Consider the following 24,767-nt stretch of genomic DNA (forward strand, 5'->3'; position numbering starts at 1 on the left):
CAAAAGACTTCAGGATGACCCATCGATAGAAAACAACAAAATCATCGAGGGACGCATGCAAACGGACAGTGTGCTCTATGACTATGTGATCGTCGGCGCGGGCCCCGCCGGGTGCCTGTTGGCCAACCGGCTGTCGCACAACCCCTCCCATCGTGTGCTGCTGCTCGAAGCGGGCGGGCAGGACAACTACCCCTGGATTCACGTGCCGGTGGGTTACCTCTACTGCATCGGCAATCCGCGCACCGACTGGTGCTTCAAGACCGAAGCCGAACCCGGCCTGAACGGGCGCGCGCTCAACTACCCGCGGGGCAAGGTCTTGGGTGGCTGTTCCTCGATCAACGGCATGATCTACATGCGCGGCCAGTCCCGTGACTACGACGAGTGGGCTGCGCAGGGCAACAAGGGCTGGGGCTGGCAGGATGTGCTGCCGATCTTCAAACGCTCGGAAAGTCACTACGCCGGAGACTCCGAATTGCACGGCGCCAAGGGCGAATGGCGGGTGGAACAGCAGCGCCTGTCGTGGACGTTGCTCGATGCGTTTCGCGAAGCAGCAGCCCAGACTGGCATCGCCTCGATCCCGGACTTCAACGGCGGCGACAACGAAGGCTGCAGCTATTTTCAGGTCAATCAGCGGCGCGGCGTGCGCTGGAATGCGTCCAAGGCGTTTCTGCGGCCAGTCGCCCAGCGGCCGAACCTGACCGTGATGACCGGCGCCGAAGTCTCGCGGATCGAATTTGAAAACGGCCGCGCCAGTGCCGTGCTGGCCAGGGTGGGCGGCCAGGAGCGCAAGCTCGGTGCCCGTCGTGAAATCATTCTCTGCTGTGGCTCGATTGGTTCGCCCATGGTGCTGCAACGCTCCGGGATAGGCCCGCGCCCATTGCTGGAGAAGCACGGCATCGGCGTGCGGGTGGAACTGCCCGGTGTGGGCGCGAACCTTCAGGATCACCTGCAATTGCGTCTGATCTACAAGGTCAGCAACGGTCACACCCTGAATCAGATGGCGGGCAGCCTCTGGGGCAAGATGAACATGGGGTTGCGGTATGCGCTCAATCGCAGCGGGCCGCTGGCCATGGCGCCGAGCCAGCTCGGTGCGTTTGCCCGGTCAGGCCCCGAGCAGGCCACCGCGAATCTGGAATACCATGTGCAACCCCTGTCGCTGGAGCGCTTCGGCGAACCCTTGCACGGCTTTCCAGCCTTCACCGCATCAGTGTGCGACCTGCGCCCGCAAAGCCGGGGGACTGTGGAAATCCGCTCGCCTCACGCCGACGCCGCGCCGATCATTCGCCCCAATTACCTGAGCCACGAGACCGACCTTGCGGTCGCCGCCGACGCCATCCGCCTGACCCGCCGCATCGCCGCCGCCCCGGCACTGGCCAGCTTCGAACCGGTGGAATATCTGCCCGGCGCCAGCCTGCAAAGCGAAGAACAACTGCGCCAGGCCGCCAGCACCATCGGCACCACCATCTTCCACCCGGTGGGCACCTGCAAGATGGGCCACGGGCGCGATGCGGTGGTCGACGACCGGCTGCGGGTGCACGGCGTCACCGGCCTGCGCGTGGTCGACGCCTCGATCATGCCCACCATCACCTCCGGCAACACCTGCTCGCCCACGGTGATGATCGCCGAGAAGGCAGCGCAGATGATTATCGAGGACGAAGTGAAGGAATCGAGTGCATCCAGGGTCTGGACTGCGGAACCGGTGCTGTAGCGGCACGGCTTGCCGGCGGGGCCATCATGAGGCCGCTCCCGCGGGCAAGCCCGGCTGCTACGGAGGTCGGGGTGTTCACAGGTCTAAGTCACGCCAAAACCCCGTAGCAGCGCGGCTTGCCGGCGGGAGCGATTGCGCGGACGCCACCGTCAGCAAGCCCTGGCGCCAAGAGCAATCAACGCTGCCTAAATTGCGAGGAAAACTCCTACAGCAAAAGAAGTCGCATCCCACCATTTGTTCGCATCCTTTTCACAAAAAATTGATGGCCAGCTGCCTAAAGTTTGCGATGTCGAAAGAGTTTTTGTTGCTCTTGATCGGCGGTGCCTTTTTTAGCCAAGTAGAGCCCCATGTTGAACGTAAAAGCAGTTCGCCCCGAGCTTGTGACTGTGCTCGCCAGTGCCTTTTTGTTGCTCGGTTTTAACCTGACGCTCTGGCAGCATTTGTTCACCATTACCGAATTCAACGGTAAAGGCCTGTTATTGCGCGGCGCTTTTGCGCTGATGGTGTTCTGTGCGTTCAATATTTTCCTGACCCTGTTTGCCTTCAGGAAAGTGCTTAAACCCGTGTTGATTGCGTTGTTCATGATCAGCGCCGGTGTCGCTTATTTCATGAGTCAGTACGGTGTATTGATTGACTCCGGCATGTTTCGCAACTTTGCCGAAACCGACGTCTCAGAAGTTCAAGGTCTGTTGTCGTTCAAGTTGGCGGCGTACTTGTTATTGCTCGGTGTTCTTCCTTCCGTCATTCTCTGGAAAGTGCCGGTCAACTATCGTCGCTGGCCCCGTGAGGTGCTGAGCAAAGTAGTGGTCAGCGCGGTGTGCGCCGGTGTCATCGGCGGTGTTGCATTGATGAATTATCAGGGCCTGTCGTCGCTGTTCCGCAACCACCACGAGTTGCGGCTGATGGTAGTGCCCAGCAACTACATCGGTGCCTCCGTGGGCTACCTGAGCGAGCAGGTCAAGTCCGCGCAACAGCCCTTCGTCAGTATTGGCAAGGACGCGAAACTGGCCGCTGACTGGCAGCAGCACAAGCGCAAGTCGCTGACGGTGCTGGTGGTGGGCGAAAGTGCGCGGGCCGAGAACTTCGGTATCCTGGGCTACAACCGCGATACCACGCCGCAACTCAAGAAAGAACGTGGTCTGCTGACGTTCACTGATGTGCATTCCTGCGGCACGGAAACCGCTGTCTCGGTGCCGTGCATGTTCTCCGACATGGGGCGCAAGGACTACAGCGCAAGCCAGGCCAAGAACCAGGAAGGCATGCTCGACGTGCTCAAGCGCGCCGGCCTTGACGTGATCTGGCGGGACAACCAGTCAGGCTGCAAGGGCACCTGCGACCGTGTGACCCTGCAGGACGTCAGCAACCTCAAGGATCCGGTGCTGTGCGCCAACAACGAATGCCGCGATGAAATCCTGCTTCAAGGCCTGCAGAACTTCATCGACAACCTGGATAAAGATACGGTACTGGTGCTGCATCAGATGGGCAGCCATGGCCCTGAATACTTCAAGCGTTACCCGAAAGAGTTCGAAAAGTTTACCCCGGTGTGTGAAAGCAATGCGCTGAACAATTGCTCCCGGGGAAGTATCGTCAACGGCTATGACAACACCCTGTTGTACACCGACCATGTATTGGCATCCCTGATCGATATCCTGCGCACCAATCAGGACAAAGTGGACACCGCCATGTTGTACCTGTCCGATCACGGCGAATCGCTGGGTGAATACAACCTGTTTCTGCACGGCACGCCTTATATGCTGGCGCCGGATCAACAGAAACATGTGCCGATGATCGCCTGGTTCTCGGATAACTATCAGCAGTCGTTCGCCGTTGATACCCATTGTTTGCAGAAGGAACGTAATGCGCCTTTGAGCCAGGACAACCTGTTCCACTCGATGTTGGGATTGTTGAAGGTTCAGACCAGCGTTTATAACCCGTCGCTGGACATGTTTGCCGGTTGTCGGGGGATTTATACGGACGGGGTACTGGCCAATGAATGAACAGGCGACAGAGCGCGATCAGGTGCAGCAATACGTGCAACGCCATGAGCAAGGGCTGGCCCGCCGCCTGAGCCTGTGGCGCGATGCGCAACTGGCGCGCCAGGCGCTGCGTGATGCCGGCGAGCCGGGGCTGGTGCTTGATGTACCCTCGGGCGCCGGGCGTTTCTGGCCGGTGCTGGCCGAACACGCCAACCGGGTGATTCTGGCGGCCGACCCCTCGACCGACATGCTGGACGTCGCCAAGGCGCAGTCGGCCGAGCCGGTGAGCAAGCGCATCCGCACCTTCCAGAGCTCGCCGCTGTCCATTGGCCTGCCTGCCAACGCGGTGGACTGCATCTTCTGCATGCGCCTGTTTCACCATATCGCCGACGGCGAACGGCGCATGGCGATCCTGGAGGAGTTTTACCGGGTGACTCGTGATACCGCCATCGTCGCCTTGTGGGTCGATGGCAACATCAAGTCCTGGCGGCGCAAGCGTCAGGAGGGCAGCCGGCTGGGAGCCGACGGCCATCCGCAATCGCGCAATCGTTTCGTGGCCTGCCGGGCCGAGGTCGAGTCCGAGTTCCTGGCGACGGGCTTTCGTATCGTCACGCACCACGATTTCCTGCCGGGCTACGCCATGTGGCGCGTGTACATCCTGCGCAAGAACAGTTGATCGCTCCGATGAACGGTCGTCATCCTTTGCGATATCGATAAACACTCCACATGAAGTTGTTCAAGACTTGCAGGACGGATGCCCGGTAAACGCTCATAGCGATATATACTGCGCGCCATTCTTCAAGGGAGAGCCGTGTGGCCATCGATATTCACTGGATTCGCGACGACGACAGCCTCGCCCTTCATTGCGCACAGTGGCAGAAGCTGCCATTCGTCGCTCTCGACACCGAGTTCATGCGGGTCGACACTTTTTATCCCATCGCCGGGCTGCTGCAGATCGGCGACGGCTCGCGGGCTTTTCTGATCGATCCCTTGCTGATCGGCGACTGGCAACCTCTGGCTGCACTGCTGGAGAACGCCGACGTCATCAAGGTCGTTCACGCCTGCAGCGAAGATCTGGAAGTGCTGTTGCGCCTGACCGGCAGCCTGCCGGTGCCGCTGTTCGACACCCAACTGGCCGCCGCCTATCTGAACCTGGGGTTCTCGATGGGCTATTCGCGTCTGGTGCAGGAAGTGCTGAACATCGAGCTGCCCAAGGGTGAAACCCGCTCCGACTGGCTGCAGCGGCCGTTGTCGGAGACGCAGATCAGCTACGCCGCCGAAGACGCGGTGCACCTGGCCGAGGTCTACAGTCTGCTGCGCCCGCGCCTGTCGGACGAGAAGTACGCCTGGGTGCTGGAAGACGGCGCCGAACTGGTCGCCAACCTGCGCCGCGAAACCGATCCCTACGAGGTCTATCGCGAGGCCAAGCTGGCGTGGAAGCTGTCCCGCTCGCAACTGGCCGTTCTGCGCGAGCTGTGCGCCTGGCGCGAAACCCAGGCCCGCCTGCGCAATCAGCCGCGCAACCGGGTCCTGCGCGAGCACTCGCTGTGGCCGCTGGCCAAGACCCAGCCGGACAACCTTGGCGCGCTTGCGAAAATCGAAGACATGCACCCCAAGACCGTGCGTCAGGACGGCGAGTTTCTGCTCGACCTGATCAAGCAGGCCGGGAGTGTGTCGCCTGATCTGTGGCCGCCGGCGTTGCCCGAGCCGCTGCCGATCGAAGCGTCGAATGTACTCAAGAGCCTGCGTGCCATCGGCCAGCAGCAAGCCGAGCGCCTGGACATGGCGCCGGAACTGATGCTGCGCAAGAAGACGCTGGAAGCCTTGCTCAAGACCGGGTTCCCTGACGGTCCTTATAAACTGCCCGATTCGCTGCGTGGCTGGCGCCGCGAATTGATGGGCCAGATGCTGCTCGACAGCCTGGCCAATGCCGGAGAACAGCCTTGAAACAGATCTGCTCCATCTATCGCAGCCCGCGCAAGAACGAAATGTACCTCTACGTGCTCAAGAGCGAGGCCCTCGAGCGCGTGCCCGAAGGCCTGCTCACCGTGTTCGGCAAGCCGGTGCATGCTTTCGACCTGGTCCTGAGCCCCGAGCGTACGCTGGCCCGTGAGGACATCCACGCCGTCCTGGCCAATCTGGAGAAGCAGGGCTATCACCTGCAGATGCCGCCGGCCGAGGATGAGTACATCGAGCACCTGCCCGAAGAGTTGCTGCGCCGCAACGACCCGGTCTGATCGACGACTGCCCCTGCAATTCATCGCAGGGGGTTTACCGGACCGTTGTCTGCGTCTGGCCTGCGCCGTTGCCTGTCAAAGGGCCGGAGCGCCGGGCGCGATGCGGTCGCATGTCTTGCTTTTTCGAGTTTTTAATTCATGCGCGTGCTGATTGCCGAACACGATTACGTCCTCTACACCGATTTGCTGCGCAAGGCTGCTCCCGAGATCGAGATCCTGAGCAGTGGCGATTCCGCCGAGCTTGCGAAAATGGCGGCCGATACGCCGATCTGGCTGGGCCAGCCTGACCTGCTGGCCACGCTGTTGCGCCAGGGGCATTCGCCGCAATGGCTGCAATCGACCTGGGCCGGGATCACGCCGCTACTGGCCGAAGGTCTGCAGCGCAATTACCGGCTGACCCGCGCCGTCGGAATCTTCGGTCAGGTCATGGCCGAATTCGTACTGACCTACATGCTGGTGCATGAGCGCGAGGTGCTGGCGCGGCTGGTCAGCCAGGTGGAGCGCAAATGGGACACGCGCACCGGTCCCGGCCTCGCCGGGCGCAAGGCGCTGATTGTTGGCACCGGCGATATCGGCGTCAGCGTGGCGCAGTTCCTGGTGCCGTTCGGCGTCGAGGTCTACGGCATAGCCTCCACCGCTCGCGAGCTGGCTCCGTTCAAGGAAGTCGCGGCGTTGCAGGATCTGCCGCGTCTGGTGGGGGAGGTGGATTTCGTCATCAACCTGCTGCCCAACACGCCGCAGACCCACGATATCTACGACGCGAAACTGTTCGCCAGCTTCAAGCCTTCGGCGCTGTTCATCAATGTCGGGCGGGGCGTGGCGGTGGTGGATGCCGATCTGGTCGAGGCTTTGAAGGAAGGCCATCTGGCGGGGGCGGTGATCGATGTCTGCCGTCAGGAGCCATTGCCCCAGCGTCACCCGTTCTGGACCGCCTGGGGCCTGCTCCTGACCGGCCACAGTTCGGCGCCGACCTCGCCTGCGGCAATGACCCAGCTGTTCGTCGATAACCTCAAGGCCTACACGGCCGGTGAGGCGCTGCGCGGCGAAGTGGATTTCGCGAAGGGGTATTGATTGTTCTGGGGTGGGTCTATGTGGGAGCGGGCTTGCCCGCGAAGGCGTCGGACCTGACGAATCGATGGTGGCTGACCCACCGCCTTCGCGGGCAAGCCCGCTCCCACAGATCTCCATTGATCGATGGAAATTAGAGGCTGAAATCCCCTTCAGCCGCCAATTCCACCAACGGCCGGCGTGGGCTTGGGGTTTCGCGGGCTTGCAGGTATTCGGCCAGGGTCGATTTGTCGCCCAGCTTGCCGATCGCCACCGCCGCGTGCAGCGCGTAGCCTTCCGGAATCTTCAGCTCCTTGCGGGTCAGTTCCTGATCGAAACCGGCCATGCCATGGGTGTGCCAGCCGCTCAGGCTTGCTTGCAGCGCCAGATGCCCCCAGGCGGAACCTGTGTCGAAGGTGTGCCACAGCGCAGGCGTTTCTTCGCTGGCGCCCGGTGCGGTGAAGGTGGTCTTGGAAATCACGATCACCAAGGCCGAGGCAATGCTGTGCCCAGCCACGGTTGAATTCATTGAGCAGACCCAGGAAGCGCTCCCAGTTCGGCGTGTCACGGCGCGCGTAGAGGAAGCGCCATGGCTGCGAGTTGTAGGCCGACGGCGCCCAGCGGGCCGCCTCGAAGAAGCTCAGCAGGGTTTCCTGTGGGATGCTCTCACCGGTAAAGGCCCGTGGCGACCAGCGATTGGTGAATTGCGGGTCAATGGCGTATTCGGCAATGCGAGGGTTGGCGCTCATGTTTGCAGGTCCTGAAGGTTGAATGAATCGCAGGGCCGGGTGCGGCCTGCGAGGACGATCGGATGGGCCGTGGACGGCAGGCATCGTCGAAAATACGGGGTCGTGCGCGTGTCGCAAGGGGCGCTCTGGCGCGGGCGTGCGAGGGCATAAAGCTACTGCGCGGCACTGCAACTGACAAGTGCGCGCTTACCGACAGTCGCCAACGCTTGGCCCGGCTGCGATGTGCCACTAGACTGGCGGCCTTTTCATTAGTCGATACCGATCCTCGCGAAATCATGGCCGCCAAAGTCGAACCGTTCTGGATGCGCAAAACCCTCGACCAACTCGATCCGGTCGAGTGGGAATCCCTGTGCGACGGTTGCGGCCTGTGCTGCCTGCAAAAGCTCGAAGACGAGGACGACGGCAGCGTCTACTACACCCGCATCGCCTGCCAGTTGCTGGACCTGAACACCTGCCAGTGCACCGATTATCCGAATCGCAAGGCCCTGGTGCCCGATTGCATTCAGTTAACGCCCGGTCAGGCCGATGAATTCAAGTGGCTGCCGCCGACCTGTGGCTACCGTCTGGTCAGCGAAGGCAAGGACCTGCCCCTGTGGCACCACCTGGTGTGTGGCGACCGCGAGCAGGTTCACAAGCAACGCATTTCCCAGTCCGGGCGCATGCTCAGCGAAAAGAGCGTGGCCGAAGATGACTGGGAGGATTACCTGATCTTCCGCGCGGGCTGATTCGCCCGGCGCCTCGTCACCCGATCCAACAGCCTGTGGTTTCAGGAGTGGTCTGCTCGTGCGTTATCAACTGCCGTTGTGTGCTGCTGTTCTTGTTTTCAGCCTGCCGGTATGGGCGGCGAAGAAAGTCGATCTGGATTACCACATCACGTTGCTGCCCCAGAGCGACCAGGCCCAGGTGCGCCTCACGCTTGAGCAGGGCACGGCAGTGCGCAGCCTGGACCTGGATCTGGGTGAGCAGGGCCAGTTCAGCGATTTCAGCGCCGACGGCCAGTGGTCAACCGCCGCCGCTCGCACCGGCAACGCACTGCGCGGCGTCTGGAAGCCCGCCAGCGGCAAGGCGACGCTGACCTACCGCGTGCACATCGACCGCCACGCCCCCGACCCGCTCAACGGCAAACCCCGCTATGCAAGCCGTATGACCGCCGATTGGGCGCTGTTTCGCGGCGAAGACCTGGTGCCCAGGGCGCGTCTGGATCAGCAGGACGGCATCCGCCTGCAAACCCGCATGACGGTCGATTTGCCGTCCGGCTGGAAAAACGTCGAAACCTCGTGGCCGCGCATCGGCAAGAACCGCTTTCGCATCGATGACGTCTCGCGTCTGTTCGCCCGCCCCAACGGCTGGATGCTGGCCGGCAACCTGATCAATCGCCGCGCCAGGCTGGGCGAGACCGACGTCACGGTCAGTGCGCCGAAAGGGCAGGGCATGCGCCGCATGGAAACCCTGACCCTGCTCACGTTCGTGTGGCCCAGGCTGCAAGCGGTGTTCCCGCGCACCCCGGACAAACTGCTGGTGGTCGGCGCCAGTGAGTCCATGGCGCGCAATGCCAGCGCCGCCCATGACTCGATCTACCTGAACGCCAATCGCCCGCTGATCAGCGAGAGCGGGGCCAGCCCGTTGCTGCGTGAGCTGGTGCAGGTGTTCGGGCGCATTCAGGTGCGTGATCGCAGCGACTGGATCCGCGCAGGCGTCGCCGAGTATTACTCGGTCGAATTGCTGCGTCGGGCCGGTGGCATGACCCAGGATCGTTTCGAGGACTGGCAATCGATTCTCACGCGACTGGGGCGCAAGGTGACGACCCTGCGTGCCGAGCACGTCGATCCGGGGATGACCGCCCGAGCGGCGATGCTGTTGTCGGCGCTGGATCAGGAAATCCGTCAGCAGACCCGCGACCAGAAATCGCTGGATGATGTGATTCAGGGGCTGGTGCGGATGGGCAAGGTGAGCACCGAGGATTTCGTGCAGCTTGCCGCCGGAGTGATTGGCGAGCCGTCGAAGGTGCTGGCTACTTCGTTGCTGCAATAGTGGCCTGCCCCTGACGGCGGGCAGGCCACGTGTCGCTTACTTCAGGTTGCCGCTCAGGAACTGCTTGAGGCGCTCGCTCTTGGGGTTGCCCAGCACGTCGTCCGGGTGACCGATTTCTTCGATCTGGCCCTGGTGCAGGAACACCACCTGATTGGCCACTTTGCGCGCAAAGCCCATCTCGTGGGTCACCAGGATCATGGTGCGGCCTTCTTCGGCCAGGCCCTGAATCACCTTCAAGACTTCGCCGACCAGCTCCGGGTCCAGCGCCGAGGTCGGTTCGTCGAAGAGCATGATTTCCGGCTCCATCGCCAGCGCCCGGGCAATCGCCACGCGCTGTTGCTGGCCGCCCGAAAGGAACGCCGGGTATTGATCGGCGACGCGGGCAGGCAGCCCGACCTTCTCCAGGTATTTGCGCGCACGGTCTTCGGCTTCGGCCTTGGACACGCCCAGCACCCGGCGCGGGGCCATGGTGATGTTCTCCAGCACTGTCATGTGGCTCCACAGGTTGAAGTGCTGGAATACCATGGCCAGGCGTGTGCGAATGCGCTGCAGTTCGGCAGGGTCGGCCACGTGCATGCCGCTGGCGTTGCTGACCATCTTGACCGGCTTGCCGTCCAGGGTCATGGCGCCGTCGTTGGGCTGTTCGAGAAAGTTGATGCAGCGCAGAAAGGTACTCTTGCCCGAGCCGCTGGCGCCGATCAGGCAGATCACGTCACCGACGTTGGCCTTGAGCGACACACCTTTGAGCACTTCGTGGTCGCCGTAGCTTTTGTGCAGACCATCGATGGTCAGTTTGTACATGTCAGGCAATCCTCAAGGAGAAAGTAGGTAGCCGCTGCGAAAGGCCTCGGTGCCGGCGACATGGGCTATCACCATGCCGGCCGTGGCCATGCGTCGCAAGGAGCGGGCGTACATGAGTCCGGCGTTGGTCGCGTGGACCGGGGTCACCTGATCGTTGATCGGGTCGATGACCTCGGCGATCAGTTGACCCGCCTCGACGTATTCGCCCGGCAGGGTGCAGAACACCAGCAGGCCGCCTACAGGGGTGGCAACCGGTTCGACCGCCGCCAGGGGCGTCGCCGGATAAATCAGTTCAGGGGCCGGCGCAGGCACGCCGGCGATGGCGCCGTATTGCATCAGGTAACTGATGATCGCCTGGCAGTCGCGACTGCCCAGGGCGTGGTTCACATCGCCCTGGCCGCGCAGTTCCAGGGTCACGGAGAAGCTGCCCAGCGGGATCGGGAAGCGCTTCTCGAAGCGCTGCTGCAATTGCCACCAGACCAGCGTGAAGCATTCGTCGAACGACTGCCCGCCCGAATCGGTCGCCAGCAGGCTCGCCTGTGCGCCCAGATAGCGCGACAGCGGCTCGACCCGGGACCAGGCTTCCGGCGTGGTGTACAGATGCTCCACCGATTCGAAATCGCAGTGCAGATCCAGCACCATGTCGGCGTCGCAGGCCAGGGTCTGCAAGGCCAGGCGCAACGAATCCAGTTGAGTGGAACCGCTGCGTGCCTGCAGTGCAACGCGCAGGCTTTTGCGGATCAGCGCCACGTTGCTTTTCGGGTCATCGCCCAGAAGCGGCTCGACCTCGTCGCCCACCTGTTGCGCCACATCGACGAACCAGCGGTTGAAGTTCTGCCCGCTTTCCAGCTCGTAGCGGCCCAGTGGGGTGTCCATCAGGACCTGTTCCAGGCCGATCGGATTGGCCACCGGAACGATGACGATTTCCCCCAGCAACTGGCCGGCCTTTTCAAGCTCGGCCAGGCGTTGCTTGAGGTACCAGGACACCAGCATGCCGGGCAGTTCGTCGGCGTGCAGGGAGGACTGGATATAGATCTTGCAGGCACCGTCCTGCGGGCCATAGTGAAAGCTGTGAATCTGCCGCGCGGTGCCTGGCACCGGCGACAGCAGGTCATGAGTCTGGTGGCGCATCTGCGAGTCCTAGTGAGTCGGGCCGAGGAAGGCCAGCCAGCGGCGTTCGGCCAGGCGGAACAGGCCCACCAGCATGAAGGTGACCGCAAGGTAGATGAGGGCGGCGATGCCGAACGACTGGAAGGTCAGGAAGGTCGCCGAGTTGGCGTCCCGCGCAACCTTGAGGATGTCCGGCACGGTGGCGGTAAAGGCCACGGTGGTGGAGTGCAGCATCAGGATCACTTCGTTGCTGTAGTAGGGCAGCGAACGACGCAACGCCGACGGCATGATGACGTAGGTGTACAGGCGCCAGCCGGTCAGGCCGTAGGCCTTGGCCGCCTCGACCTCGCCGTGGTTCATGCTGCGGATGGCACCGGCGAAGATTTCCGTGGTGTAGGCGCAGGTGTTCAGGGCGAAGGCCAGGATGGTGCAGTTCATCGCATCGCGAAAGAACGTGTTGAGCATGGGCTGGTCGCGCACCACCTCCAGGCTGTAGATCCCGGTGTAGCAGATCAGCAACTGGATATAGAGCGGGGTGCCGCGGAACAGGTAGGTGTAGAACTGCACCGGCCAGCGCACCAGCGGGTTGGGTGACACGCGAGCGATGGACAGCGGGATCGAAGCGATGAAACCGATGGCGATCGAGGCGCTGAGCAGCCACATGGTCATGGCAAGGCCAGTGATGTTCTGCCCGTCGGTGTAGAGAAACGCGCGCCAGTATTCTTGCAGCAATTCGATCATCGTTGAGCCTCCCGGCTGCCTGCGGCGTAACGCCGTTCAGCCCAGCGCAGGGCGAAGTTGGAGACGCTGGTGATGACCAGGTAGATCAGCGCCGCGAGCACCAGGAAATAGAACAGTTGATAGGTGCTTTTGCCTGCGTCCTGCGAGGCCTTGACCAGGTCCGCAAGGCCGATGATCGACACCAGTGCCGTGGCCTTGAGCACCACTTGCCAGTTGTTGCCGATACCTGGAAGGGCGAAGCGCATCATCTGCGGAAACACCACGAAGCGAAAACGCTGGCTGCGGCTCAGGCCATAGGCGGTGGCGGCTTCGACCTGGCCACGGGGCACCGCGAGGATCGCGCCACGGAAGGTTTCGGTGAAGTAGGCGCCGTAGATGAAGCCCAGGGTGATGACACCGGCGGCGAAGGGATCGATCTCGATGTAGTCCCATTCCATCGCTTCGGTAAAGGTCGTCAGCCAGGTTTGCAGGCTGTAGAAGATCAGCAGCATCAGCACCAGGTCCGGTACGCCACGGATCAGCGTGGTGTAGACCTGTGCCGGAATCCGCAGGATCGCGGCCTTGGACAGTTTGGCACTGGCGCCCAGCAGGCCAAGCACGATGGCCAGCAGCAGCGACATTACCGAGAGTTTGACGGTCATCCAGGTGCCCTGAAGCAGCAGCGGGCCGAAGCCCTTGAGGCTGAACGCGGACAGTCCCAGGTTTTGCAGGAGAGTTTCGAACATGTGGAACCTATGCAGTCAATAAAAACGCCCATCGTGCTTAGAGGGGGGATTCGGATGACCCCCTGAACGCGACAGGCGTTTGTTTTCTTACTTACCGCTGTACAGATTCAGATCGCCGAAGTGCTTCTTCTGGATCTCGGCGTATTTGCCGTCATCGTGTAACGCTTTGATACCTTTGTCCAAGAGCGCTTTCAGGTCTTTGTTACCTTTAGCGATGCCGACGGCAGTCTTGGCTGGCAGCAGTGGATCGTCGATAGGCTTGCTGACTTCGTAGTCGGCGCCTTGTGGCGACTTCAGGAAGCCCAGTTCGGCTTGCAGCATGTCTTGTACGGAGGCGTCCAGACGACCGGACACCAGGTCAGCGTAAACCTGGTCCTGGTTGGCGTAGGCCTGGGTCTTCACGCCAGCCTTGTCCAGAATGGCCTTGGCGTAGGCTTCCTGAATGGTGCCTTGCTCGTAGCCAACGGTCTTGCCCTTGAGCGACGCGGTGTCAGCCGACAGGCCCGAGCCTTTCTTGTAGACCAGGGAAGTCGGGCCGGAGAACAGTTCGCTGGAGAAGTCGATGACTTTCTCGCGAGCCGGGGTGACGGTCATGGAGGAGATCACGCCGTCGAACTTGTTGGCTTTAAGACCGGGAATCATGCCGTCGAAATCGCTTTCGACCCATTTGCACTTGACCTTCAGCTCGGCACAGATCGCGTTGCCCAGGTCGATGTCGAAGCCCACCAGGCTGCCGTCGGCAGCTTTCGATTCGAACGGAGCGTAGGAAGGGTCAACGCCGAAACGCAGCTCCTTGTACTCCTTGGCCATTGCGTTGCCAGCGGCCAGACAGATGGCCAGTGCAGAGAGGGTCAGCCATGCTTTTTTCATCGTTCAGTCCTTAAAACCAAATTGAGCGTTGGGAACACGCGAAGGCTTGCTACCGGCGGGTGCCAGACTGAAAAAAGACAGCAATTTCCGAACCAAAGAGACGAACGTGCGTTTTAAATGTACGGAGTTGTCGCAATGATGACTTTGAGCCATCTATTGTCTTTTTATCAGGCGCCGCAGGCAGGGGGAGATTAGCGGAAATGACCAAAAAGGGCGCGTAAAAAATCCGTTGATGCACGGTGCGCACACCACCTCACCCGACGCTGCATAGATTCGTAGCAGTCCGGCTTGCCGGCGGTGACGTATTCAAGATCGCCCCCGCCGGCAAGCCGTGCTGCTACGGGGTGCGTCGGGGTGATCCGAGGGGAGGCGTACGCACCGAAAAGGTGCTCAAGCCAATAAATCCTGCAAGGTCGCCAGGGTGTCGGCCTCGGCCACGGGCTTGTCCAGCCGCCAGCGGAGCATCCTCGGGAACCTCACGGCGATGCCGCTCTTGTGGCGTTTGGACAGGGCAATTCCTTCAAACCCCAGCTCGAACACCAGGGTCGGGGTAACACTTCTCACCGGGCCGAATTTTTCCACCGTGGTCTTGCGGATGATCGCATCGACCTTGCGCATCTCTTCATCGGTGAGCCCTGAATAGGCCTTGGCGAAAGGCACCAGAGTCCGTTGGCTGGCCTCTGGCGGGCCGTCCCACACAGCAAAGGTGTAGTCGCTGTACAGGCTGGCGCGGCGTCCGTGGCCACGCTGGGCGTAGATCAGCACGGCATCGACGCTGAACGGATCAATCTTCCATTTCCACCACACGCCCATGTCCTTGGTGCGCCCCACGCCATACAACGCATCCCGCGCCTTGAGCATCATCCCTTCGACGCCGAGGCTGCGCGACGCTTCGCGCTGGCGCCCCAGGTCGAGCCAGTCCTTCCCGGTGAGCACCGGCGAAGGCATCAGCACCGGGCTGTTGGCCTGGGCGATCACCTGCTCCAGTTGAGTGCGTCGCTCATGCTGCGGCCGGCTGCGCCAGTCGTGGCCATCCCACTCCAGCAGGTCGTAGGCCAGGACCACGACCGGCACCTCGTCGAGGATCTTCTTGCCCAGGGTCTTGCGGCCGATGCGTTGTTGCAGCAGGGCGAAAGGCTGGACCGAGGGTGCCGATTGGCCCGGTTCGGCAGGCGAGGGCGTTCTGAGGGCGAAGGCGTTTTCGCCGTCCGGGGCGGGATTCGACGGCTTCCATACGACGATTTCGCCGTCGATGACCGTGCCATCGGGCAGGCATGGGGTCAGGCTGTGCAGCTCCGGGAAACGATCAGTGACCAGCTCCTCACCCCGCGACCAGATCCACAGTCGTCCTTCGCGCTTGACCACTTGCGCGCGGATGCCGTCCCACTTCCATTCCACCTGCCAATTTTCGGCAGGGCCGAGCAGGGTCTCGAACTGGTCCACCGGTTGTTGCAGTGCGTGGGCGAGAAAAAACGGGTAGGGCTGGCCGCCGCGCTGGGCGTGTTCGTCGTCCGACTCTTCGGCGATCAGCTTCAGGTAGCCTTCGGCGCTCGGGCGATGGGACAGGTCGGTGTAGCCCACCAGGCGCTGGGCCACCCGTTTGCTGTCGATCTCGGCCAGTGCGGCCAGTGCCCGGGTGACCAGCAATTTCGACACGCCGACGCGAAAACTGCCGGTGATGAGTTTCAGGCAGACCATCAGCGACTGGCGATCCAGTTGCGCCCAGAACGTCGGCAGCCGCTCCTGCAACTCTTCCGGTGGCAGGCCGCGCAGGGGCAGCAGCTTGTTCTCCATCCAGCTCGCCAGGCCTTCTTCGGAACTGTGCTCGGCCTGGGGCAGGAGCAGCGACAGGGTTTCCGCCAGATCGCCCACGGCCTGATAGCTCTCCTCGAACAACCATTCGGGCAACGCCGAAAGCTGCATCGCCTGCTCGCGCAGCAGGCGCGTGGGCACCAATTGACGAGGACGGCCGCCGGCGAGGAAGTACACGGCCCAGGCGGCATCTTCCGGTGCTGCGTGGGCGAAGTAGTGCTGCATCGCCGCAAGCTTGGCGTTGCTGGATGTGGTGGCGTCGAGCTGAGCGTACAGTTCGGCGAAGGCTTTCATGACGCAGTCTCTTGCTCGGACTGCTCCTCGGCCGGCTCTTTGGCGGGCGCGTCGTCTTCTTCATCGCCGTACTCGGTGGTGAAGCCCTGTGCGTCCAGCCCCAGTTCACGCAGGTAGCGCACCAGCACCGCGACCGAGCCGTGGGTGACCATCACCCGTTCGGCCCAGGTGTTTTCGATGGCCCACAACAGGCCGGGCCAGTCGGCGTGGTCGGACAACGCGAAACCTCGGTCCACCCCACGGCGGCGCCGCGTGCCACGCAACATCATCCAGCCGCTGGCAAAGGCATCGCTGAAGTCGCCAAAGCGGCGCATCCAGGTGCTGCCGCCAGCCGAAGGCGGGGCAACGATCAGGGCATGGCGCAGGGCGGGGTCGGTCTTCTTGAAATCGCCTGCGTACTGGGTTTCGGGGATTCGTATCCCGGCTTCGCGGTAGACACGATTGAGCGGCTCCACTGCGCCGTGGACCAGGATCGGGCCGATGCTCGGGTCGATGCCGTGGAGGATTCGCTGGGCCTTGCCGAAGGAATAGGCGAACAGCACGCTGGCCTTGCCCACGGCCGCATTGGCCCGCCACCAGTCGTTGATCCCGGCGAAGATGTGCGCTTGGGGCTCCCACTGGTAGATGGGCAGGCCGAAGGTCGATTCGGTGATGAAAGTGTGGCAGCGCACCGGCTCGAATGGAGCGCAGGTGCCGTCGGGCTCGACTTTGTAGTCGCCGGATGCGACCCAGACTTCGCCGCCGTATTCGAGCCTGACCTGCGCCGAACCCAGCACGTGGCCGGCCGGGTGCAGGCTCAGTTTCACCCCGTGGTGGGTGATGGATTCGCCGTATTCGAGAGTCTGCAGGTTGATGTCCCGGCCCAGCCGCGAGCGCAGGATGCCTTCGCCGGGAGCGGCAGCGAGATAGTGCTGGTTGCCGGTGCGGGCATGGTCGCCGTGGCCGTGGGTGATCACCGAACGCTCGACCGGACGCCACGGGTCGATGTAGAAATCTCCGGGCGGGCAGTACAGGCCTTCGGGGCGGGCGATGACAAGGTCCATGGGCTTGGCCGGGGTGGAGGGCTTGTCAGGTAGAGCAGCGGGGGGATCGAGAAGTTCGGTCTGTTTACCTGTAGGAGCGCGCATGCCCGCGACGGCGTTGGGCCAGATGCATCATCAACATCTGACCTGCCGCCGCCCTTGTAGGAGTGAGCTTGCTCGCGATTGCGGTGTGTCAGGCAGCGGTGATGTGCCTGAAAGGACGAATCGCGAGCAAGCTCACTCCTACAGGTTTGCGTGTTGCCTGGGGTTATTTCCCAGGCGTCAGCGTCAACCGTTGCTTGCCATACACCTTGTCGAAATTCTCCGGTTGCATCGGCACCGACATGTACAGCCCCTTGACCCACGGATCGATTCCGTCGGCGTAATGAGGGCTGGCAGGGTTGCCCGACTGGCCGCCCGCGTTCTGCGCCATCATCGGCTCCTGCTGGGCGAAGTCGACGATCATGCGCATCGCCGGGATCACCGCTGCGTCGAAGTCCTGGCCCCAGTGGAAGCCCGAAGCGTTGAGCGTCGTGTGGTCGCCGCCGGCCGCCATCGGCCCCTTGATCGTGCTTGCCTTGCTACCACCAAGGGCTGCGGTGATCTGCGCGCTCTGCGAGGTCCATTTGTACTGGTGCAACTTGCCCCACTGCCAGGCCTTGTGATCGGCGCCCAACTGGCTTTCGCCGGCAGTGATCGCCGCCGCCAGGCTGCGGGCGAGGATCGCGGGTTTGTCCTCTTTCTGTGGGGTTTTGACGTCATCCCAGTAAGGGCTGTCCTCGCGCCCCAGCAAGTGGTCGGCCTGTGGCGAGTAGGAAAGGTCTGCGCTCTGCACCAGTGCTTTCCAGGCCGGGCTGCTTTCAGGGCCCAGTTCATCGAGGAAGATCTGCCGCGCGCTTTCCTGCAGGAACAGCTCATAGATCGCCGCGTCAGCCGACACCGGCGACAGGCGCCCGTCGAACGCCATCAGCCGGCTCAGTGCTTCGCGAGCCTTGTCGCGGTCGCCGGCCGGGAGTGCGTCGATGGCCTGTTTCAGCGGCGTGGCCATGCCCGGCGCTTCGAACATCTTCTTCAGCTTGGCCGCGAACGTGGTGGTCTGGTCGTACTGCATGCCAATGGTGCTGCGGGTGTCCTGCTTGCCGCTGCCAGCCAGTTGCGCGATGCGCTCGGCACGCTCGGGGTAATCCCAGGAGTTGGACAACTGCATGCCATAGCCCTTGGGCATGGTGCGCTGGTTGGCCGTGGCGATCCAGCCTTGCTGCGGATCCTGATCATAAGGATGCAACATGGCGTCGGCGTAACCGTCCCAGTCGAAACGGCTGTCCCAGCCCGGCGACGGAATCAGGCCCAGGCCTTCGCGACGGTTGGGGTAGCGGCCAGTGACCTGCCAACCGGTGTTCGAGGGATCGGCGAACACCATGTTCAGGGTAATGGCGCGGATTTCCCGGGTGGTGTCGAAGGCGCGCTCCACGTTCTGCGCGCGGGTCAGGTCGAACAGTGCGTCCAGGGATTTGTCGTCCTTGGCGTCCGGGGTCTGCAGAGCGATGCCCAGGCCGTTGGCCAGTTGCGCCGAAGCGCCGTTGAGCAGGCCGCCATGGCGCGTCGTGTAGGCCGCCTCGCGCACGGGCCGGTCACCTCGCACGAAATAGGTTTCCTCATGGGCGCCAGCCGGCACCCACTTGCCGTCGGCCATGACCATCAGGCGGTTGCCTTCGCGCTTGAGTTTCTCCAGGAACAGGTCCTGGTTGTCACCCATGGCCGGGCCCATGCCCCAGGCCAGCTTGCCGTTGAAGCCCGACAGCACCAGCGGGAAACCAGCGACGGTGGCCCCTGCAGCCAAGTACTTGGGCGCGCGAATCTGCACGAAATTCCACATCGACGGAAGCGTGGCCGGCAACTGGCTGTCGGTGGCCAAGAGGCTCTTGCCGGCACGGGCGCGTTGCGGGGCGATCACCCAATTGTTGGAGGCCGACACGCCCAGCAGATTGAGGTCGGACAGTTGCAGGGCGGCCTTGTCCAGATCGCTCAACCCAGGCAACTGAGTGCCCAGGTTCAGGCCCTTGAGTTTGTCGGCCTCGGCGAACGGCAACTCTTCGTCAGGGTAGGTCGGCAGCAGCCACGCCAGCTTCTCGGGTCCGACCTTCTGCGCCAGTACCAGCGAGGAAATCTCTTCCTGCAGGTTCACCGACAGGCTGAAGTTGAGCAGGGCGAAGATCAGCGCCGAGTCTTCCGGCTTCCAGTACTCGGGTTTGTAGCCAGCATCGGCCAGGTCCGCAGGCAGCTTGTCGCGGTAGCGGAACAGGTAGGCGTTGACGCCCCGCGCGTAGACTTCGAAGAAGCGCTTGAGACGAGGCGAGGAGGCGTTGTACAGATCGCCTGCAGTCTGCTTGAGGTTGGCGGCGCGCAGCATGCGGTCCAGATCCAGCGCGCCAGGCCCGGCGATTTCCGACAGACGGCCCTGCGCCAACAGGCGCATTTGCACCATTTGCGAGATGCGGTCGCTGGCGTGAACGTAACCCAGGGTGAACAGCGCGTCATGGAAGGTGCTGCTTTCGATCAGCGGCATGCCCAGGTTGTTGCGGCGTACCGAGACGTTCTGCGCCAGGCCCTTGATCGCGTATACACCGCTGGTGGGCGGCAGGTTGTCACGGTCTTCGCCGCCCAGTTGGCATCCGGCGAGGCTCAACAGCCCCATCATGGCAGCGGCCGTGCCGAGTCGGGATTTCAAAGGAAAGCGGGCTGGCGAGGCCATGATGTAGCTCCTGCGGAGGGATGCGTTTGGAAACGCGCTACGTTAGTGAGCGGGCAGGCGCCGTGCAAGCGGGAGGCAGGGGTATTTTCACGATTTTGCAGCCCCCCGTAGCAGCACGGCTTGCCGGCGGGAGCGGTGTGTCTGTATCGGATACGTCGACTGACACACCGCTCCCGCCGGCAAGCCGCGCTGCTACGGGGCGTGGGGTGACGTCAAACGTCCATCACGCGCCGTGGCATTTCTTGAATTTCTTCTCGCTGCCGCACGGGCAAGGATCGTTGCGGCCCACGTCCTTGAGCGCGTTGCGTGCAGGCTCCTGGGGTTCGTGGTTGCAGTGCGGGCCGTGCACGTGGCCGTGGTCATGATGGTGGTCGTGATGGTCGTGATCGTGGTTGCAGTCAGGACCGTGCACGTGGGTTTGCTGGTTCATGGGGTTACTCCGGAATCAAATCGCCGGGGATTATCTCGCCATTGCGATCAATACGCACGCTGTGTCCGAAGATAAATCCGGTCTTGAGCTTGCCTTCCAGCCGGTAATGAATAGGCTGGTTGGGTTTGCCGAGCATCCGCGTGACGTCCTTGAGGTGTTCCCACAGGTTGGTGCGGATCGGCACCGTGAAATTGCGGTGGCTGTTGCCCTTGACGATGAACCAGTCGCTGTAATCGCCGTCTGCTATCAAGATGTCGTTGAGAATCACCTTGTAGCGCAGGCCGCGCACCCAGATGCTCGCGTCATTGGGATTGTCGACGCGAAAGCGCAGCTTCATGTCCTGCTTGAGCAGCTTGGCCTTGACCACGTCAACCCGAAGCAGCTTGACGTTGGCATCCTCTGCGCCGCCAGTGAACAGCGACGCACAGCCTGATGACGCCAGCATCATGAAGATGCAGAGGACCCGGATAAGTTTTGCCTGAAATACCATTGATTCACTCCCTGTCGGGTCTTGAGTCTAGCCAGCAGCCGGTTCAGGGCAACTCGCCGTTCTACAGAGCCTGCGCCATACTCACGCCATGTGTCGAAGGAGTATTGACCCATGAAGTTGTACGAAATTGTTTTTTCCGGCCAATTGGTACCCGGCGCACAACTTGATCGCGTCCAGGCGAACCTGGCCAAGCTGTTCCAGGCCGACGCCCAGCGCATCGCCTTGCTGTTCTCCGGGCGGCGGCTGGTATTGAAGAACAACCTCGATCAGGCAGGCGCTGAAAAATATCGCTCGACCCTTGAGCGCGCTGGCGCCCAGGTACAGGTGCTGGAAATGCCGGGGCAGGTGACGGCCGAGCCGGAACCGGCGCCGGTCGAAGTGGAAGAGGTCGAACTGGCACCGCCGCCGGATGAGCCCAGCTGGACGCGCAGATCCTCATTGGTCGCGCCATCGGCGAAGGGTGAAGCCAAGGGCGGGCCTGCGTCAAAGCTCGAACCGCGGGACGTCTACATGGCGGCGTTCGTCGATGTCGAGGCGCCGGATTTTACCTTGTCCGAACTGGGCAAGGATGTGCAGGACCCCAAAGCCGCCCCGGTGGCGCCGCGCCTTGATCTGTCCGGCCTGAGCCTTGCGCCTGCGGGCAGTGACATGGGGCAGGAGAAATCCGAAGAGCACGTGCTGGTGCCGGATGTTTCACATCTGAAATTGGCTTGACCTTCAGATCACACAACACCCGTAGCAGCACGGCTTGCCGGCGGGGGCGGTGTGTCAGTCGATGTATCCGATACAGGCACACCGCTCCCGCCGGCAAGCCGTGCTGCTACGGGCCAGCGCATGGCTCTCAGGCCATATAGGCCGAACAACACTTCTTGAATTTCTGCTCACTGCCACACGGGCATGCATCGTTGCGTCCGGCCTTGAGTTGCACGGTGGGGTCGATGAAGTACCAGCGGCCCTGGTTCTGCACGAATGCCGAGCGCTCGCGGTGGCTGTGCTCGCCGCCTGCATCGTGCCAGCGGGCGGTGAAGGTCACGAACGCATGCTCGGGCTTGCCGCCCAGCAGCTCCGCACTTTCAACCTCAAGCCCCAGCCAGGTGCTCTGCGCACTCCACTGGCTGATCGACTCCCGATCCAGACTGCCTTTCTGCACGGGCAGCGTGGTGTCCAGCAGGTAGTCCACCAGGCCCAGCACATAGGCGCTGTAGCGCGAGCGCATCAGGGCTTCGGCACAGGGCGCAGGGTTGCCTGCGTGATAGCGACCGCAGCAGCCGTCCAGAAGGTCGCCGCTGCCACAGGGGCAAATTGCACTGCTCATGTTGCGGATCTCACCACCAATACTTGCCAAAGTTTTCCGGGTTGGCCCAGAACTTCGCGTTCAGCCAGTCCGGCACCTGTTTGTATTCGCGCAGGTCGTAGGTGAACAGCGTCAATACCTGATCGTCCCGGGCGAAGCGCTCGCTTGCTTGCAGGGCCAGCGAGTAGAAATCGGTTGTATGCCAGCCGCAGGCGTTCAGGTCGGCCAGAACGGCGATGCGGCTGGCGTTGAGGTTGCGGATGCCGCCCAGCAACTCCAGACCTACGCGTTTGGGGATGTGTTCCAGGCAATCGACCACCAGCGCCAGATCGAAGCGCTGCCCGGCCAGGTCCGCAGGCAGCGGGCCAGGGGCGGCCTGCGCCAGTTCGGTGTCCGGGTGCGCGTCCTTGAAGGCCTGCAGGGCCGGAAAACTCTCGGCGCCGATCAGCAGCAGCCGCTTGGGCGCGTAGCGGTCCAGCAGGGCGGCCAGCGCTTGCTGGGGCGTGCGGGTGGAAAAACTGTCGGTCATCGAAATCCCTCAATTGAGCTCGCAAGGTTAGCCTGCCGAAGGATCGTGGCCTAGTGCTTGAACTTTTTTATCGCTGCCCATGACAAAGGCTACGAAGTAGAGGCAAATGGCTATTTCAATAAAACACCCGGTTTTCCTGCCTCTGGCGGGCTTTGAGAGTGGAAAACTGGCTAGGGGCCGTCTTTACTGCATTTCAGTCGGTTTAAGCCGATACCAAAGGAGAAGAACTGTATGAGCATGATTCGCACAGCGTTACCTCTGATTTTGGTTACCAGTGTGTTGACCGGCTGTGCCGGCTTGCAAAAAACCGACTGGCCTCTGTGCGCCGCCGGTGGCGCGCTCACCGGCGCTGCAATCGGTGCATTCCAGACGGCTTCCGTTGCGGCGGGGCTGGGTGGTGCGGTGGGTGTGATGGCGGGCGCCTATTGCTGGGTTCACGGTGACGGCGATGATGATGGCGACGGCGTTCTGAACAGCGTCGACAAGTGCCCGAACACGCCAAAAGGCACGCCTGTCGATGCGACCGGTTGCCCGATCGTGACGCCAGCGCCTGAGCCAGTAGCCCCTGTGGTGCTGCCGAAGGAAGAAGTCATCACGATCCGTGACGTGCATTTCGAGTTCAACAAGGCGACGCTGACTCCAGGCGACAAGCAACAACTGGATACGGTGGCTACCAAGTTGAAAACCGAGGCGTCCAACGTGCAACTGCATGTGAGCGGCCACACTGACAGCGTGGGCAGCGATGCCTACAACCAGAAACTGTCGGAGCGTCGTGCGCATTCGGTGACGGATTATCTGGTCGGTGCCGGTGTCTCGCGCAGTGCGTTCGTGTCGGTTGAAGGTGATGGCGAGAGCCGTCCTGTGGCGGACAACAAAACCGCTGAAGGTCGTGCGTTGAACCGTCGTGTCGAGATCAAGATCAATCGTTGATTGATGGCGCTACACAAAAGCCCCGCTTCGGCGGGGTTTTTCATGGGCCGAATCCGGCGTTCGAAGCCACGACATTTTGACCTTCCTCTGGAAAAGTCGGCCCCTTCGCCGTACTGTGCGCGAAGCGTTTTTTTGCGCCAGAAAACTAAAAATACCAGGGGCGTGTCATGAAGCTGTTCTGCGGGTTGGGGAAAATCCTGACATTGGGATTCTGGGCGGTGGTGCTGGCCAGTCAGGCCATGACCCTGCCGGTGCCCTTCGAATTACTGTTCAAACTGGCGGGCGTGTTGCTGATCTCGGTTCACGTGCTTGAGCTGCTGTTCTTCAACGCCAGCCTGCGGGGGCGTGCGCATCCCTGGTCTGACCGTTTCAAAATCCTGATCTTCGGTATTTTTCACCTGCAATCCTTCGGTCGCCGGCAGGCGGAGGTTCACCATGCGTAATGCGTTGTTGATGACGGCGGGCGTGCTGTCGGCCCTGAGCAGCTCCCTGGTATTGGCCCAGGCCATTTCGGTGGAGCCGCACTCGTTGATGCGCCTGCCGAGCAACACCAGCGTGTTGCAGCTGGATCGCCTTGAAGTCGCCGACTACGGCACCTTGCTGATTCCCGCAGGGTTGACCGAAGTGCAGGTCGGAAAACTGGTGATGGGCCATGAGTCGCGCATTGCGATCGTGCCCGGCACCGAGCCGTTCAAGCTGCAAGTCAGGCAGGGCGAGCTGGGCAGCGGTGCGCAGATCACCGCCCGTGGCGCGCCGGGCACTTTCGAGAAGGCGCCTTTGCCGGGTCGCAACCTGAACCTGCGGGTTGAGCAGCTGAATGCGGACCTGCTGTCCATCGATGCGCGAGGCGGTGCGGGTTCGCCCGGTTATGTAGGCCTGGACGGCGGCAATGGCAAGGATCCGGGCTGCACCTGGGGCTCGGCCAGCCGTGGCTTCGACGGCGATAACGGTGGCAACGGCCGCGATGGCGCGCCGGGGGCGCTGGTGCGTCTGGAGCTGCCCCAGAGCTTTCCCGATGACCGGGTGAAGGTCAACGTGCAGGGCGGCGCCGGTGGCGTCGGCGGCGAAGGCGGGCGCGGCGGCAAGGGCGGTACGTCCAAGGGTTGCCTGGTGTACCGCGCCGACGGTGCAAAATCGGGCAAGAACGGCGAGAAAGGCCAGACGGGCTCGGTCGGGCCAGCAGGCTCCGTCAGCGTTCGCAAACTCTGACCTTCAACCC

The 24,767-nt window shown here is 62.4% G+C and carries 24 protein-coding genes and 1 pseudogene; 12 read left to right on the plus strand and 13 right to left on the minus strand.

All coding sequences use genetic code 11. The features are described 5' to 3' along the window. Positions 1–55: 55 nt before the first annotated feature. From NPS29_RS20180 to NPS29_RS20205, 6 genes are all read left to right on the plus strand, one after another. Positions 56–1,708, plus strand: coding sequence for a GMC family oxidoreductase (locus NPS29_RS20180; protein ID WP_274134597.1), 1,653 nt, complete (start codon positions 56–58; stop codon positions 1,706–1,708). A gap of 347 nt (positions 1,709–2,055) precedes the next feature. After that, entirely contained in the window at positions 2,056–3,705 is a 1,650-nt protein-coding gene (locus NPS29_RS20185; RefSeq protein WP_274134598.1) for a phosphoethanolamine transferase, read from the plus strand. Further along, the gene (locus tag NPS29_RS20190) at positions 3,698–4,360 is read left to right on the plus strand and encodes a class I SAM-dependent methyltransferase (RefSeq protein ID WP_274134599.1); all 663 of its coding nucleotides are present in this window, start codon (positions 3,698–3,700) and stop codon (positions 4,358–4,360) included. Before NPS29_RS20185 ends, NPS29_RS20190 begins: the two co-directional genes overlap by 8 nt. A gap of 137 nt (positions 4,361–4,497) precedes the next feature. Then, entirely contained in the window at positions 4,498–5,631 is a 1,134-nt protein-coding gene (gene rnd / locus NPS29_RS20195; protein ID WP_274134601.1) for a ribonuclease D, read from the plus strand. After that, entirely contained in the window at positions 5,628–5,921 is a 294-nt protein-coding gene (locus NPS29_RS20200; RefSeq protein WP_274134602.1) for a YcgL domain-containing protein, read from the plus strand. The genes rnd and NPS29_RS20200 overlap by 4 nt, the downstream gene beginning before the upstream one ends. Before the next feature lie 138 nt (positions 5,922–6,059). Further along, positions 6,060–6,992: a D-2-hydroxyacid dehydrogenase gene (locus NPS29_RS20205; protein WP_274134603.1), complete on the plus strand. Its 933-nt coding sequence runs from the start codon at positions 6,060–6,062 to the stop codon at positions 6,990–6,992. Positions 6,993–7,122: 130 nt separating this feature from the next. On the opposite strand, the pseudogene NPS29_RS20210 reads toward NPS29_RS20205, so the two are convergent. Beyond that, a pseudogene (locus NPS29_RS20210) lies at positions 7,123–7,717 on the minus strand (nitroreductase family protein). A 275-nt stretch (positions 7,718–7,992) separates the two neighbouring features. On the opposite strand from NPS29_RS20210, the gene NPS29_RS20215 reads away from it, so the two are divergent. Continuing rightward, positions 7,993–8,442, plus strand: a complete 450-nt coding sequence (locus NPS29_RS20215; protein WP_274134605.1) for a YcgN family cysteine cluster protein — start codon at positions 7,993–7,995, stop codon at positions 8,440–8,442. A gap of 52 nt (positions 8,443–8,494) precedes the next feature. After that, positions 8,495–9,748, plus strand: a complete 1,254-nt coding sequence (locus tag NPS29_RS20220; protein WP_274134624.1) for a hypothetical protein — start codon at positions 8,495–8,497, stop codon at positions 9,746–9,748. A gap of 36 nt (positions 9,749–9,784) precedes the next feature. On the opposite strand, the gene NPS29_RS20225 is transcribed toward NPS29_RS20220, so the two are convergent. From NPS29_RS20225 to NPS29_RS20270, 10 genes are all read right to left on the minus strand, one after another. Next, positions 9,785–10,549, minus strand: coding sequence for an ABC transporter ATP-binding protein (locus NPS29_RS20225; protein ID WP_274134606.1), 765 nt, complete (start codon positions 10,547–10,549; stop codon positions 9,785–9,787). 12 nt (positions 10,550–10,561) lie between these two features. Continuing rightward, a complete protein-coding gene (locus tag NPS29_RS20230) occupies positions 10,562–11,680 on the minus strand; it encodes a succinylglutamate desuccinylase/aspartoacylase family protein (RefSeq protein ID WP_274134607.1) in 1,119 nt (372 codons plus the stop codon). A gap of 9 nt (positions 11,681–11,689) precedes the next feature. Next, entirely contained in the window at positions 11,690–12,400 is a 711-nt protein-coding gene (locus tag NPS29_RS20235; protein WP_274134608.1) for an ABC transporter permease, read from the minus strand. After that, positions 12,397–13,125: an ABC transporter permease gene (locus NPS29_RS20240; RefSeq protein ID WP_274134609.1), complete on the minus strand. Its 729-nt coding sequence runs from the start codon at positions 13,123–13,125 to the stop codon at positions 12,397–12,399. The genes NPS29_RS20235 and NPS29_RS20240 overlap by 4 nt, the downstream gene beginning before the upstream one ends. A gap of 87 nt (positions 13,126–13,212) precedes the next feature. Next, complete coding sequence (locus NPS29_RS20245; RefSeq protein ID WP_274134610.1) at positions 13,213–13,995, minus strand: transporter substrate-binding domain-containing protein; 783 nt, start codon at positions 13,993–13,995, stop codon at positions 13,213–13,215. Positions 13,996–14,385: 390 nt separating this feature from the next. Continuing rightward, positions 14,386–16,101, minus strand: a complete 1,716-nt coding sequence (locus NPS29_RS20250; protein WP_274134611.1) for an ATP-dependent DNA ligase — start codon at positions 16,099–16,101, stop codon at positions 14,386–14,388. After that, a complete protein-coding gene (locus NPS29_RS20255) occupies positions 16,098–17,144 on the minus strand; it encodes a ligase-associated DNA damage response exonuclease (RefSeq protein ID WP_274134612.1) in 1,047 nt (348 codons plus the stop codon). The genes NPS29_RS20250 and NPS29_RS20255 overlap by 4 nt, the downstream gene beginning before the upstream one ends. Before the next feature lie 247 nt (positions 17,145–17,391). Beyond that, a complete protein-coding gene (locus NPS29_RS20260; RefSeq protein ID WP_274134613.1) occupies positions 17,392–19,875 on the minus strand; it encodes a penicillin acylase family protein in 2,484 nt (827 codons plus the stop codon). A gap of 223 nt (positions 19,876–20,098) precedes the next feature. Then, complete coding sequence (locus NPS29_RS20265) at positions 20,099–20,305, minus strand: SEC-C metal-binding domain-containing protein (RefSeq protein ID WP_274134614.1); 207 nt, start codon at positions 20,303–20,305, stop codon at positions 20,099–20,101. A 4-nt stretch (positions 20,306–20,309) separates the two neighbouring features. Continuing rightward, positions 20,310–20,795, minus strand: coding sequence for an LEA type 2 family protein (locus NPS29_RS20270; protein ID WP_274134615.1), 486 nt, complete (start codon positions 20,793–20,795; stop codon positions 20,310–20,312). Positions 20,796–20,906: 111 nt separating this feature from the next. Here NPS29_RS20270 and NPS29_RS20275 point away from each other — a divergent pair, with 111 nt between their 5' ends. Beyond that, positions 20,907–21,509, plus strand: a complete 603-nt coding sequence (locus NPS29_RS20275; RefSeq protein WP_274134616.1) for a hypothetical protein — start codon at positions 20,907–20,909, stop codon at positions 21,507–21,509. Between the two features lie 127 nt (positions 21,510–21,636). On the opposite strand, the gene NPS29_RS20280 is transcribed toward NPS29_RS20275, so the two are convergent. Both NPS29_RS20280 and NPS29_RS20285 read right to left on the minus strand, forming a co-directional pair. Further along, entirely contained in the window at positions 21,637–22,110 is a 474-nt protein-coding gene (locus NPS29_RS20280; protein ID WP_274134617.1) for a YchJ family protein, read from the minus strand. A 10-nt stretch (positions 22,111–22,120) separates the two neighbouring features. Continuing rightward, the gene (locus tag NPS29_RS20285; RefSeq protein ID WP_274134618.1) at positions 22,121–22,618 is read right to left on the minus strand and encodes a DUF6231 family protein; all 498 of its coding nucleotides are present in this window, start codon (positions 22,616–22,618) and stop codon (positions 22,121–22,123) included. A gap of 231 nt (positions 22,619–22,849) precedes the next feature. Here NPS29_RS20285 and NPS29_RS20290 point away from each other — a divergent pair, with 231 nt between their 5' ends. From NPS29_RS20290 to NPS29_RS20300, 3 genes are all read left to right on the plus strand, one after another. After that, positions 22,850–23,548 (plus strand): OmpA family protein, encoded by a 699-nt coding sequence (locus tag NPS29_RS20290; RefSeq protein WP_274134619.1) that lies wholly within the window; start codon positions 22,850–22,852, stop codon positions 23,546–23,548. Positions 23,549–23,715: 167 nt separating this feature from the next. Further along, the gene (locus tag NPS29_RS20295; RefSeq protein ID WP_274134620.1) at positions 23,716–23,991 is read left to right on the plus strand and encodes a DUF1145 domain-containing protein; all 276 of its coding nucleotides are present in this window, start codon (positions 23,716–23,718) and stop codon (positions 23,989–23,991) included. Beyond that, on the plus strand, positions 23,984–24,757 hold the full coding sequence (locus NPS29_RS20300) for a collagen-like protein (RefSeq protein ID WP_274134621.1): 774 nt from the start codon (positions 23,984–23,986) through the stop codon (positions 24,755–24,757). The genes NPS29_RS20295 and NPS29_RS20300 overlap by 8 nt, the downstream gene beginning before the upstream one ends. The last annotated feature ends 10 nt before the right edge of the window (positions 24,758–24,767 follow it).

The sequence above is a fragment of the Pseudomonas putida genome (genome assembly GCF_028682175.1).
Classification (GTDB): domain Bacteria; phylum Pseudomonadota; class Gammaproteobacteria; order Pseudomonadales; family Pseudomonadaceae; genus Aquipseudomonas; species Aquipseudomonas putida_AD.